The organism is Olsenella uli DSM 7084, assembly GCF_000143845.1.
GTDB classification, from domain to species: Bacteria; Actinomycetota; Coriobacteriia; order Coriobacteriales; family Atopobiaceae; genus Olsenella; species Olsenella uli.
In genome coordinates this window covers 334,202-345,858 of the sequence record NC_014363.1, presented here as the reverse complement: position 1 = coordinate 345,858, position 11,657 = coordinate 334,202, and the positions used below count along the sequence as shown (strand labels likewise).

General features: G+C 64.1%; 11 protein-coding genes. 3 read left to right on the top strand and 8 right to left on the bottom strand.

Annotated features, from left to right (window positions below; all coding sequences use genetic code 11):
• Window positions 1–11: 11 nt before the first annotated feature.
• The 5 genes from OLSU_RS01520 to OLSU_RS01500 all read right to left on the bottom strand — a co-directional run bounded on the left by OLSU_RS01520 (window position 12) and on the right by OLSU_RS01500 (window position 3,354).
• Complete coding sequence (locus OLSU_RS01520; RefSeq protein WP_013251180.1) at window positions 12–323, bottom strand: BMC domain-containing protein; 312 nt, start codon at window positions 321–323, stop codon at window positions 12–14.
• Between the two features lie 11 nt (window positions 324–334).
• A complete protein-coding gene (locus OLSU_RS01515) occupies window positions 335–634 on the bottom strand; it encodes a BMC domain-containing protein (protein ID WP_013251179.1) in 300 nt (99 codons plus the stop codon).
• Between the two features lie 10 nt (window positions 635–644).
• Window positions 645–908, bottom strand: a complete 264-nt coding sequence (locus OLSU_RS01510) for a hypothetical protein (RefSeq protein ID WP_013251178.1) — start codon at window positions 906–908, stop codon at window positions 645–647.
• Window positions 895–1,989: a membrane protein gene (locus tag OLSU_RS01505; RefSeq protein WP_013251177.1), complete on the bottom strand. Its 1,095-nt coding sequence runs from the start codon at window positions 1,987–1,989 to the stop codon at window positions 895–897. The genes OLSU_RS01510 and OLSU_RS01505 overlap by 14 nt, the downstream gene beginning before the upstream one ends.
• Window positions 1,990–2,463: 474 nt before the next feature.
• Entirely contained in the window at window positions 2,464–3,354 is an 891-nt protein-coding gene (locus tag OLSU_RS01500) for a class I SAM-dependent methyltransferase (RefSeq protein WP_013251176.1), read from the bottom strand.
• A gap of 292 nt (window positions 3,355–3,646) precedes the next feature.
• Between OLSU_RS01500 and OLSU_RS01495 the strand changes: the two genes are divergently transcribed.
• The 3 genes from OLSU_RS01495 (at window position 3,647) to pflB (ending at window position 7,536) form a co-directional block, all read left to right on the top strand.
• A complete protein-coding gene (locus OLSU_RS01495; RefSeq protein WP_162148299.1) occupies window positions 3,647–4,300 on the top strand; it encodes a Crp/Fnr family transcriptional regulator in 654 nt (217 codons plus the stop codon).
• 200 nt (window positions 4,301–4,500) lie between these two features.
• Window positions 4,501–5,262: a pyruvate formate-lyase-activating protein gene (gene pflA, locus OLSU_RS01490; RefSeq protein WP_013251174.1), complete on the top strand. Its 762-nt coding sequence runs from the start codon at window positions 4,501–4,503 to the stop codon at window positions 5,260–5,262.
• Window positions 5,263–7,536, top strand: a complete 2,274-nt coding sequence (gene pflB / locus OLSU_RS01485; RefSeq protein ID WP_013251173.1) for a formate C-acetyltransferase — start codon at window positions 5,263–5,265, stop codon at window positions 7,534–7,536. It abuts the gene before it with no gap.
• A gap of 772 nt (window positions 7,537–8,308) precedes the next feature.
• Here the strand turns inward: pflB and OLSU_RS01480 are convergent.
• The 3 genes from OLSU_RS01480 to OLSU_RS01470 all read right to left on the bottom strand — a co-directional run bounded on the left by OLSU_RS01480 (window position 8,309) and on the right by OLSU_RS01470 (window position 11,656).
• The gene (locus tag OLSU_RS01480) at window positions 8,309–9,322 is read right to left on the bottom strand and encodes a GTP-binding protein (protein WP_013251172.1); all 1,014 of its coding nucleotides are present in this window, start codon (window positions 9,320–9,322) and stop codon (window positions 8,309–8,311) included.
• Window positions 9,323–9,502: 180 nt separating this feature from the next.
• Entirely contained in the window at window positions 9,503–10,561 is a 1,059-nt protein-coding gene (locus OLSU_RS01475; protein ID WP_013251171.1) for an NAD(P)-dependent alcohol dehydrogenase, read from the bottom strand.
• Window positions 10,562–10,699: 138 nt separating this feature from the next.
• A complete protein-coding gene (locus tag OLSU_RS01470; RefSeq protein ID WP_013251170.1) occupies window positions 10,700–11,656 on the bottom strand; it encodes a Cna B-type domain-containing protein in 957 nt (318 codons plus the stop codon).
• Between the last annotated feature and the right edge of the window lies 1 nt (window position 11,657).

Sequence of the window (11,657 nt, the reverse complement as noted above, 5' to 3'; positions counted from 1 at the left end):
CGGATGCCTCCCTAGTAGGGCAGGAGCTTCTCGACGGTGTACTTCTCGGTGATCTTCTTGAGACTTGGGTGGGGCCTGGGAATGACGACCGAGCTGTACACCTCGGCCCCAAGCTCCTCGACTGCCTTGACGCCGGCCTTGACTGCGGCCTCGCATGCCGCGACGTCGCCCTGGACGAGGATCGAGATGTAGCCGGAGGCGGTGTTCTCGTAGCCGATCAGCTCGACGTCACCTGCCTTGCACATGGCGTCGCCCGCCTCAAGCACCCAGACGAGCCCAAAGGTCTCGATTGCGCCAAGCGCGTTCATACCCTCGCTTGCCATAGGACAACCTCCTAGTTGAAGTCGACGTCATGGACGGAGACGACGTCGCCGATGGGCGGAACCGGGCGCTTCATGACGTTCGAGGCCGTGAGCTTCCCGATGCTCGAGGCAGCCTCCCTGCCGGCCTTGACTGCGGCCTCGCATGCCGCGACGTCGCCCTTGACGACGATCGTGACCAAGGTGGAGCCAACGTTCTCGTAGCTGACGAGTTCCGTGTCACCAGCCTTGAGCATCGCGTCCGCCGCATAGATCGCCGGAACCATCCCGATCGTCTCGATGAGGCCGATGGCCTCCTCACCCCTATAGCGCATGGCCCGCCTCCTACTGGATGTACGAATTGATGGTGTCTCGCTGCTCGGGGGTGGCGCTGTAGAACACGCGCAGGTCCCCGTTGGAGTCAAGGTCGACTCGCGACTCTGCGATGAGACCGTTCTTCTCGGCCGTCATGAGCGCCTCCTGCATCTTGTCGCGCTTGAAGGCCGAGAACGAGGAGTAGTCGCCCTTGAGGGCCGTCATGACGTCATCCACGCAGGCCTCGCCTGCGGTGGTGAAGTACTTGAGCATTGCGTAGTTAAGCGGACGCATTCTCGGCCTCCTTCTTTCCGAAGAGCTCCTTGGGGTCAACCGCTATGACGAGGATGCCGACGATCATCACGATCGCGGCCACCCAGGCGATGGGCGCGAGCGCATAGCCGTCCACACCCATGACCAGGCCGACGATGATCCAGGTCACGAGCGGCGCAACGAAGGTGTAGGTGCCGTTGCAGGCCATGCCGAGGGCGGTGCCGCACATCGAGTTGCCGCGGTACCAGCTTGCGAAGGACTTGTAGGCAGAGAAGCCCGCGACGGCGAAGCAGACGATGGTGGGCAGGTCGGTGATCGCAGCGCCCACGTAGCCAAAGGTCTGCTGCAGGGAGACGCCACCCACGAGGGAGAGGACGGGCAGGACCACGAGGAGCTCCACGATGCCCGAGACGCACTGGCGGATGGTGATCCCGATCTGGGTGTCGATCATGCAGGAGGCGTAGCCGGCGATGCAGCCCTCCGCCCCCCAGCCGAGGGCCGCGACGAACGCGAGCACGAGACCCAGGACGATGTTGGAGGAGGAGTCCCCCGTGAGGCTCGCCGAGCCGATCATGAGGCCCGCAACCACGCAGATCGCGATACCGGCGATCTTGCGGGGACCGAGCTCCTGCTTGTAGAGGATGCGCGAGAGAATCGAACCGATGGCGGGATTGAGGGCCGCAATGGGAACGACGATGGTGCCTGCCTGGGAGAGCGCGATGATGTAGGCGACCGTCGCGATGGGGCCGCCGACGAGGGCGCTGAGGATGAGGATCACCCCCGGCTTGGTGTTGACGGTGCGACCGAAGTCGGCAAGCTTCCCCTGCTTGGCGGTGATGCCAAGGGCCCAGAGCGCACTGCAGGAGTCGTTGATGGCACTGGCGACCGTCGGGAGGATGAACACCGCCAGGAAGGCGGTGGGGCTGATGGCCTGGAGCCAGCCGAGCCATAGGGAGGAGCTCTCCCCTGCGGTGATGAAGGCCGTGTAGAAGCCATACATCAGGCTGGAGAACAGGGCGACCAGGATGCCCTTCTTGAAGAAGCTCGCGTCGAGCTCCCTCTTCTTCCGCCTCGCAACGCCAATCGCCGACGCTTCTTCCATTTCGTCACCCTCCACTCCGAACAGCATCTGTACACTGCGCACCACTGAGATGGAATGGTGAAAGGCTCTCGTTATGTGAGGGCAACAGGGCCGAGTGTCGGGCAGCGCCCGTTCTGGCGAACGGTAGGGTTCCGGTGCGCGAGCGTCGTTTTTCCGCCCCTTCGCTCGTCTTGTAGGTCACAATTTCTTTCAGGGATCGCAAAGAACGAGTATATAATTCAGTATATTGAATATGGTATTTCTCTAGGATATATAGAGGGAGTGCTTCGAGACAGCTGGACCGATCCGGTGGCCGTCTTCCCACCAACATCCCGACATCGGGGGAGGAGATGTGCCGTACCAACTTTTAACTTTGACAGCATTGCTTTGGGCACGACCCTGGAAAGCAGGGTGACCAAGCTCCCAAACCCCTTCCAGAGGCCTTTCTCGCATATGGCGCAAAGTCTGACGTTATGTTCATATTTTCTATTTTGATTATATATTATGCAAATCGTATCTCATAGATGCAGGTATTAGGCAGTCGTACCTGACCGCCTTGCCGGCAAGGGCGTACGCCGGCTTGACGCCACCCAGGCAGGGGCCCTTGAGCGGCCGCTTGACGACCACCTTGCGCGGACCGGCGGCAAGTGCGGCGCCTACCAGGCGTCCCTCCGCATCGCACGGCTCCTCCAGCCGCTGGATCATCCGGAGCTTCTTCTTGGCCGAGGCGCTCTTCTGCCGCGTGGGGAACATGGGGTCCAAGAACACGACGTCCGGTGGGGAAAGGGTCGGTCCGCCCGGCCCGCGCCCGACCGAGGGGCCCGTACACGCGAGCCCTTCCAGAACGGGAACGCTGTCCTCCTCGTGCAGCCTCATGCGACCTATCGCGCCCGCAAGGAGCGGGTCTTCTGCCGCCCGTTCGAGGGCGTCGCGCAACAGCGCGGCTATCACGGGATCGCGCTCGTAGAGGTCGACGCTGAAGCCCGCCGCAGCAAGCAGCAGGGAGTCCTCGCCCATGCCGGCGGTGGCGTCAATCGCCCATGGCACCCTGGAGCCGGCACCGATGCGCGAACTCGGCTCGGGCGTCTCCCCCCGCGAGGGGGCGACTTGCCTGTGCCCTCTTACGCGGGCGGCCCTCACCAGAAGCTCGTGGGAGAGCCCAGATGGCCTCAGCCGACGCGCCATGCGAGAGAAGTCACCCCTCAGCACCATGCCATCCCACTCCAGGGAGAGGCCCTCGGCACCGACGACGAGCAGGGTCGTCTCTGGTCCCAGCTCGTCCGGATCCAGACAGACCGGCACCCCGAGCCCACACGCCAGTGAGCTGGCACGTTGCCGGTCCGAAGCCCTCTTGGCAAGGACGGCGTCTACGCCCCTCTTTCCCATGGAAGCACCCCCGTCGGAAGAAAGCCGTCCTGATTATACGGGGGACGCATGGGGTCACGCCCCCCTGGGCTGCCCGCCCCCGCAGGCGGCGCACATGCGCCGACCCCTGCACGGCCAAACGGATAGAATCAGACGCAGCGTCACCAAAGCGCGGTGTTGCCAGTCACAGGGGGCCGGGAGGCACGCGAGTCGCGCGACACGTCGTCCGGGAGGAACGATGCCCATGACGTCCAGGGGAACTGCCCAGTCCAAGGGAACTCCATGCGCCCGGCACGACAAGGGTGCGGCCTGCATGGATAACATTCGCATGTTCGCGGGCCTGCCGGCCGAGGCGAAGCGTGAGCTTCTCGCAAGCGCACGCCACTCGTCGCACCCCCGGGGAAGCATACTGGTGCACGAGGGCGACCCCATCGAGTCCATCCTCATCGTCCGCTCGGGCAGGATAAAGACCTTCCGCACGGACTCGGACGGCGAGGAGTACGTCCTGGACGTCCTGCACGACGGGCAGGCGATCTGGCATGGCATGTTCATAGAGGACAACGTCTACCACTACTCCGTGGGCTGCCTCAGCAAGGTAGACCTATGCAGCATCCACCGGACCGACTTCGAGGCGCTGCTTGCCAGCCACCCCGACGTCGCCATGGGCATCATCCGCATGATCGGAACCGAGCTGGTCGATGCGGAGGAGAAGGTCATGATACTGGGCATCAGGGACCCGCGGCGTCGCCTGGCCGAGTACCTGCTGCATCGCGACGCACGCTGCATCGGCTCCGAGATCAACCTCAAGCTCGAGGACATCGCCAGCTCCGTCGGCCTCAGGCCCGAGACCGTCTCGCGCAACATCAGCGCCTTCGAGCACGAGGGCGTCGTCCGCCGTCTGGGGCGCGGCCGCCTGCAGGTGGTCGACCGCGTCGCCCTCAAGGAGATCTCGGAGCACCCGGAGTAGCCCCAGCGCCCGCGCTCGCAGGGAGCCATGGCCCGGTATGGCCCACGCGGTATGGCCCACGACGTCATCGCATGCGCCCTTTTGGTCCCGTCAATTTTCACGATTCCCTTTTTACTTGACTGTAATCAAGGAACGTCCCACGACCAGCAGGTAGATTTCCTCCTGTACTGCAGTTTCTCGCTGGCGAGGGGGCGTTGCAGATGCTGGGCAGAGTTCACTCGACAGAATCGTTTGGCTCGGCCGACGGCCCTGGCGTGCGCTTCCTCATCTTCCTGCAGGGCTGTCCCATGCGCTGCCGCTACTGCCACAACGTCGACACCTGGCCCCTGGACAAGGGCAGCGAGACGAGCGCGGACGACCTTCTCGACAAGGCGGAGCGCTACCGCGGCTACTGGGGCCCCCAGGGCGGCATCACCGTGAGCGGTGGCGAGGCGCTGCTGCAGGCCGAGTTCGTGCTGGAGCTCTTCACCAAGGCGCACGAGCGCCACGTCAACACCTGCCTGGACAGCTCGCTTGCCCCCTTCACCCGCACGTCGCCCTTCTTCGACACCTTTGTCCAGCTCATGGGGGTCACGGATCTCGTCCTGGCGGACATCAAGCACATCGACGCCCAGGAGCACCGATCCCTCACCGGCCATGGCAACGAGAACATCCTGGATTGCCTGCGCTACCTCTCGGAGGCCAGGGTCCCCGTCTGGATCAGGCACGTGCTCGTTCCCGGCATCACCGACAACGACGGGTACCTGCGCCGGACCCGAGGGTTCATAGAGACGCTCGACAACGTCGAGCGAATCGAGGTGCTGCCCTACCACAGCCTGGGCGCCTACAAGTGGGAGCAGCTGAACATCCCCTACACGCTGGGGGGAGTGCAACCCCCCAGCCACGAGAGAGTGATCAATGCGGAGCGCATCCTGCGAGGAGAGCAGGACGTTCCGCTCGACAACGAGGCCAAGGAGGCTTAGATGCAACTGCGTGAAGAGTGGGGCGGCTTTACTGGTGGCCACTGGGTGGATGACGTCAACGTCCGCGACTTCATCCAGAGGAACTACAGCGCCTACGACGGCGACGAGTCCTTCCTCGCCGGCCCAACCGACGCGACTGATCGGCTATGGGGCAAGGTCCAGCAGCTCCAGGCCGAAGAGCGCGCCAAGGGGGGCGTCCTCGACTGCGAGACCGAGGTCGTGAGCGGCCTGACCGCCTATGGTCCCGGCTACATCGACCCCGAACTCAAGGACCTCGAGAGGGTCGTGGGCCTCCAGACCGACAAGCCCCTCAAGCGTGCCTTCATGCCCTACGGTGGCATCAAGATGGCACAGCAGGCGGCCGAGAACTACGGCTACCACGTCGATGACAAGTACGACAAGATCTTCAACGAGTATCACAAGACCCACAACCAGGCCGTCTTCGACGCTTACACCCCCGAGATGCGCGCCGCCCGCCACTCCCACATCGTGACGGGCCTGCCCGACACCTACGGCCGCGGCCGCATCGTCGGCGACTACCGTCGCGTCGCGCTCTACGGCATCGACTTCCTGATCGCCAAGAAGCAGCAGGACCTTCTCGACTGCGGCGATGGCACCATGACCGATGACATCATCCGTCTGCGCGAGGAGATTGCAGAGCAGATCCGTGCGCTCCGTGGCATCAAGGACATGGCCCAGATCTACGGCTACGACATCTCCCGACCGGCCACCAACGCCCGCGAGGCCTTCCAGTGGCTCTACTTCGGCTACCTCGCGGCCATCAAGACCCAAAACGGTGCCGCCATGTCCGTAGGGCGCATCTCCACGTTCCTGGACATCTACATCGAGCGCGACCTTGCCGCCGGCATCCTCAGCGAGCAGGAGGCCCAGGAGCTCGTCGACCACATCGTCCTCAAGTTCCGCATGGTCAAGTTCGCCCGCATCCCCAGCTACAACGAGCTGTTCTCCGGAGACCCCGTCTGGGCGACCCTCGAGATGGCCGGCCTTGGCATGGACGGGCGTCACATGGTGACCAAGAACGACTTCCGATTCCTGCACACCCTCGAGAACATGGGACCGGCACCCGAACCCAACCTGACCGTCCTCTACTCCAATCGCCTGCCCGTGGCCTTCCGTCAGTACGCGGCCAAGGTCTCCATCAACACCTCGTCCGTCCAGTACGAGAACGACGACGTCATGCGACCCGTCTGGGGCGACGACTACAGCATCTGCTGCTGCGTCTCCGCAACGCAGACCGGCAAGGAGATGCAGTTCTTCGGGGCTCGTGCCAACCTCGCGAAGTGCCTGCTGTACTCGATGAACGGCGGCAAGGACGTCAAGTTCCGCGACAAGAAGACCGGCAAGAACATGCAGGTCGGCCCCGAGATCGCGCCCATCACCTCAGAGCTCTTGGACTATGGCGAGGTCATGCACAAGTTCGACCTCATGATGGACTGGCTGGCGGGCCTCTACGTCAACATCCTCAACCTCATCCAGTACATGCACGACAAGTACTACTACGAGGCCGCCGAGATGGCCCTGATCGACACCGACGTCCGCCGCACCTTCGCCACGGGCATCGCCGGCTTCTCCCACGTCGTCGACTCGCTCTCCGCAATCAAGTACGCCACGGTCAGGTGCGTGCGCGACGAGGACGGCATGATCGTGGACTTCGAGACCGAGGGCGACTTCCCGCGCTACGGCAACGATGACGACCGCGCCGACGACATCGCCGTGTGGCTGCTCAAGACCTTCATGGGCAAGATCAGGAAGCACCACACCTATCGCGACTCCGAGCCCACCACCTCGATCCTGACGATCACCTCCAACGTGGTCTATGGCAAGGCCACCGCTGCCACGCCCGACGGCCGCAAGGCGTACACCCCCTTCGCACCAGGTGCCAACCCCGCCTACGGGGCCGAGCAGAACGGCCTTCTCGCCAGCCTCAACTCCGTGGCCAAGCTCCCCTACGAGTATGCGCTCGACGGCATCTCCAACACCCAGACCATCAACCCCAGCGCCCTGGGCAACGACCTCGACCAGCGCAAGGCCAACCTGGTCAACGTCATGGACGGCTACTTTGCCGCCGGTGCCCACCACCTCAACGTCAACGTATTTGGCGTCGAGAAGCTCAAGGACGCCATGGAGCACCCCGAGAAGCCCGAGTACGCCAACTTCACCATCCGCGTCTCCGGCTATGCCGTGAAGTTCATCGACCTCACGCGCGAGCAGCAGCTCGACGTCATCGCCCGCACCTGCCACGACAGGATGTAAGCGAGCAGCCCGGCCGGCAGGCCCGCTGGTCGAGCTGCTGGTCCGGATGCTGGTGGGCCCGTTGGTCCACGCACGCGTTGGCCGACGTGTCGGTCAGGTCAGACCAATGGTTGGCATGTAGTTACAGGGCATGTAGCCGCAGGTCAACCAAGGAGAGGGGCCGGCCGAAACGGGGGTTGCAGCACGATTGCGCTGCAACCCCTCTTTGCGCGCTTATTTGCCCACGTGCCAGGGGATGCCGTCGTTGCGGCATGGGGGAGAAGGCACCATAGCGCCGCGTTGGAAGCTGGATGTAACAAAACTGACAGGTATGTGTAGTTCGGACACTCTTGCGATGGCCTCACGGAGACGAATGGGCCCCTACGAAGTTATAAGAGCGGTCTTTTCGTTGCATTTACAACAAAAAGAGTTGTTTTCTATTGCTGAGAGCGCCGCAAGCGTCGGTCAAACCACACATACCTGTCAGTTTTGTTACATCCAGTTTTTTGCTCGAGGGGCAGCGTGTCGCTCGAGACATGGTGTACCCAACAAAGCCCTCGCCAGCGTCCTTCGTCACCTCGCGGCACATCCCTTGGTGACCCGAACTTTCCCAAGATCCGGCTCTTCCACGCTTCTCTTCTGGTAAGCGACATGTCCTGACGCCGTCTTGAAGGCTACAGGGAGGTATGCAGCACCTCGGAGACGGGCCTACCCGCGCTCGTTGCCCACAAAAGTAGCCTGTGGAGGTGTCTCCCCCACAGCAGTCAAGGCCAGGCTCGGAGGCAGCCCCGTGTCACCGACGGCGTTCCATGGTGTGATCGCAGGCGTGGTCATGATGGTCGTAGCCATGGTCGTGATGATGAAAAGTCTCGGCTTCGTCGCGCCAGAGCGCGGGGACAAACACCTCGCGCAGGCCATTGCGATAGAGGTCACGCCCGATGAAGACGCAGCGGGCCCCCTCGGCCTCCTCGGCGCCCGTAACCGCCCAGGCCCGCTCCACCAGGTCGAAGCGGACCCACTGGCCTCCGCAGGACAGGGCGCCCTTCGCCCGGTCGAGCCGGCCGAACACGCCCGCCGAGAGCGCGTCCAAAATCCACAGCAGATGCCCTGGGGTGGGGAGACTCACATGGTCCAGCGCCATGGTCTCGAGCTCGTCCGACGCGTTCGCCCCGGCATCGCGGCTAAGGCCATCCTCCGCCACGCCATCCATAGCCGTACCGCCGCCGATGGCGCGCGCCAGGAGGGACGACCACCACTCGTCTGGCAGCTTGCGCCAGGCGCCGGTCACGAGCTCCGCGCCCGGATTGAGCTCCGCCGCAAGCCGCGCCACAGCCTCGGCTGCGCCTACGGCCCCGGCCTTCGAGGCCACGATGGTCGCAGCGCTTCTCGCCTGATCGTCAAAGACCTCGGGGGCGTTCCTGCGCTGCGCCTCCCAGGCGCCGGCGTCCACGATGGTGACGGGCGCCAGAAGCTCGATGCGCTCCCAGGCGACCTGTGCGAGGTTCTCCATGACGCGGCTGAGACGTGCCACGCCCGTGGGCTCCACGATGAGATACTCGGGATCGAGCATGTTGGAGATCGTGAGGACCGACGTGGCGAAGTCCTGCTTGCCAGAGCAGCAGATGCAGTTCTCGACGGACTCCCACACCTTGAGGTCGGAGCCCGAGCGCAGGCGCCGGGCGTCGACGTCCGCCTCGCCGTACTCGTTCTCGTATATGACGGCATCCTGGCCCGTCCTGCGGATGAGCTCCTGTATGAACGTCGTCTTGCCCGCGCCCAGAAACCCCGAGACGACAAGAACCTTCATGCTGCCCCCTACCGGATCGCGTATCCACAGCCCCTTGCGACCCGCCGGCCCCGATTGGCCTCGCGCAACACATGGACATCCAGAGGAGCCGCCGTCCAGAGACGGCGGCCCCGAGCAGTCGTGCATGCGCCAGACGGGGTGCGGAGCCAAACGGCATGCACCACCAACCAGTGCGCGATGCTAGTCGATGGCAACGACCGGTTTGATGAGGTCGGCGGGCTTGTCCCTCATGAGGAACAGCGCCTCCTCGATACGATCCCACCCGTGGAAGAGATGCGTGACCTCGGGATGCAGGTCGAGCTTGCCAGCCGTGACCAGGCTGGAGAGCTTCTCCATGCGCAGACGCCCTCCCGGCATGAGGCCGCCGCGGATGTCCTTGTGACCCATGCCGACGCCCCACTCGACACGCGGGATGTTGACGTAGTCACCCGAACCCAGGTAGTTGACGTTGCCGATCTTGCCGCCGGGCTTGAGGCACTTGACGGCGGGCTCGAAGGTCTCCACCCCGCCACCGGCCATGCAGACCCGGTCCACGCCCTTGCCACCGGTGAGCTCCATGACCTGCTCGTCGATGGGGCCGTCCTTGTAGGAGATGAAGTCCGTGGCACCGTAGCCCTTGGCCGCCTCGACGCAGACGGGACGGGTGCCGACGGCGATGATGCGCGAGGCGCCGCGCAGGGCCGCGCCGGCGACGCTCATGAGGCCCACGGGACCGATGCCCACGACGAGGACGGTGTCGCCGAACTGGACGTCAGCGAGCTCGACGGCATGGAATCCGGTGGGGACCATGTCGGACAGGATGCAGGCGTCGGCGGGATCCATGCCCTCGGGCATGTGCGCGAGGTTGCCGTCCGCGTCGTTGACATGGAAGAACTCGGAGAAGACGCCGTCCTTGAAGTTGGAGAACTTCCAGCCGGCCAACATTCCGCCGGAGTGCATGGAGTAGCCAGCCTGGGCCTCGAGGGAGTTCCAGTCGGGTGTGATGGCGGGGACGAGGACGCGGTCGCCGGGCTTGAAGTCCTTGACCTCGGAGCCGACCTCGACGACCTCGCCGGAGGCCTCGTGGCCGAGGATCATGTCGTGGCGATCACCGATTGCACCCTCCCACAGCGTGTGGACATCCGAGGTGCAGATGGCGACTGCGAGCGGCTTGACGATGGCATCGAGCGGACCACACTTGGGCACGTCCTTCTCGATCCAACCAGACTCGCCAATCTTGAGCATTGCATAGCCCTTCATGGGACAACACCCTCTCTCTGCTGCTTGCCTGCCTTACCGTCCCTGCACGACCATCCCACCCTCGTCCAGAGGCGGGGATGGTCAGGGAAAGTTTACCATCGGATACAGTTTCGAGACAGGGCGAGGCTTGGCGGGGTGCTAGCGCCTGACGCGAACGCCGACGGCAACGAGCACGCCTGCTGCCACAAGCAGCCCCAGGGCGGGAAGGGGATCGGTGCCATCGCCTGTCTGGGCAAGCCTGCCGGGAGCCGGGGGGCCCACGTAAGAGTTGGTGACCGTGATCGAGGTGTCCATGCGTGCGCCATCCGTCTTGACTGACGACGCGATGCGACTGGTGTAGGGGCCCATACCATCCATACGCTCCTTGACCGACCAGTCACCCTCGCCATCCCACGAGAAGGACCAACCATTGCCCTCATGAAGCTCGACGGTCCTGTAGAGCTGGCTCCCGTCATAGATGTCCACGATGACTGACTTGGGTCTGACGGACCCCGAGTCCCCAGACCAGACCTTCGTGACGTGGTTGGCAAACTCCTTTGCGGGTTCCTTGATGTACTTTGCCTGCACGATGCGGTCAAAGCTGAAGGTTCCCCCGTCCCAGCCGGGAGCCGCAACCAGGTGGGGCTCGAAGACATAGCTGACGCCACCCGAGGTCACGTTCTCGATGGTCACCAGATAGAGTCCCGGCTCGAGCTTCGTCAGTGCTGCCTTCCCGTCGCGGACGGTGGCAGTCGCCGAGCCGAAGCCATTTGGGTTGGCCGATACGTATCCCACGAGGGTCTGGGCAACGGACTGCAGCTCTGCGGCGGTCGTTCCCTCGCCAAGCGCCGAAAGGTCGATGCCCGTCTCCCCGGCAAGGCCGGAGAGCGCCGCGACGGCACTCCACGAGCTGTACGACGAGTCCATGTCCGCGACACGGTATGCCGTGACCGTCCGACCGTCCACAGGGCAGTTCTCCACCACTATGGAAGCCTCGGCCGCTGCGGCACGGGCGGGCATGCCCAACGTCAGCACGATCGCCATCGCGCACAGGACGGCGACGACGGCGTGGGCGACGTGACCGCCCGGCCCAACCTTGCGCCTGGAAGTGAACATG

Coding starts and splice junctions, on each gene's coding strand:
- OLSU_RS01505 (WP_013251177.1), bottom strand. CDS start 1,989: ATGGAAGAAGCGTCGGCGATTGGCGTTGCGAGGCGGAAGAAGAGGGAG.
- OLSU_RS01520 (WP_013251180.1), bottom strand. CDS start 323: ATGGCAAGCGAGGGTATGAACGCGCTTGGCGCAATCGAGACCTTTGGG.
- OLSU_RS01500 (WP_013251176.1), bottom strand. CDS start 3,354: ATGGGAAAGAGGGGCGTAGACGCCGTCCTTGCCAAGAGGGCTTCGGAC.
- OLSU_RS01470 (WP_013251170.1), bottom strand. CDS start 11,656: ATGTTCACTTCCAGGCGCAAGGTTGGGCCGGGCGGTCACGTCGCCCAC.
- pflA (WP_013251174.1), top strand. CDS start 4,501: ATGCTGGGCAGAGTTCACTCGACAGAATCGTTTGGCTCGGCCGACGGC.
- OLSU_RS01515 (WP_013251179.1), bottom strand. CDS start 634: ATGCGCTATAGGGGTGAGGAGGCCATCGGCCTCATCGAGACGATCGGG.
- OLSU_RS01495 (WP_162148299.1), top strand. CDS start 3,647: ATGGATAACATTCGCATGTTCGCGGGCCTGCCGGCCGAGGCGAAGCGT.
- OLSU_RS01480 (WP_013251172.1), bottom strand. CDS start 9,322: ATGAAGGTTCTTGTCGTCTCGGGGTTTCTGGGCGCGGGCAAGACGACG.
- OLSU_RS01475 (WP_013251171.1), bottom strand. CDS start 10,561: ATGAAGGGCTATGCAATGCTCAAGATTGGCGAGTCTGGTTGGATCGAG.
- OLSU_RS01510 (WP_013251178.1), bottom strand. CDS start 908: ATGCGTCCGCTTAACTACGCAATGCTCAAGTACTTCACCACCGCAGGC.
- pflB (WP_013251173.1), top strand. CDS start 5,263: ATGCAACTGCGTGAAGAGTGGGGCGGCTTTACTGGTGGCCACTGGGTG.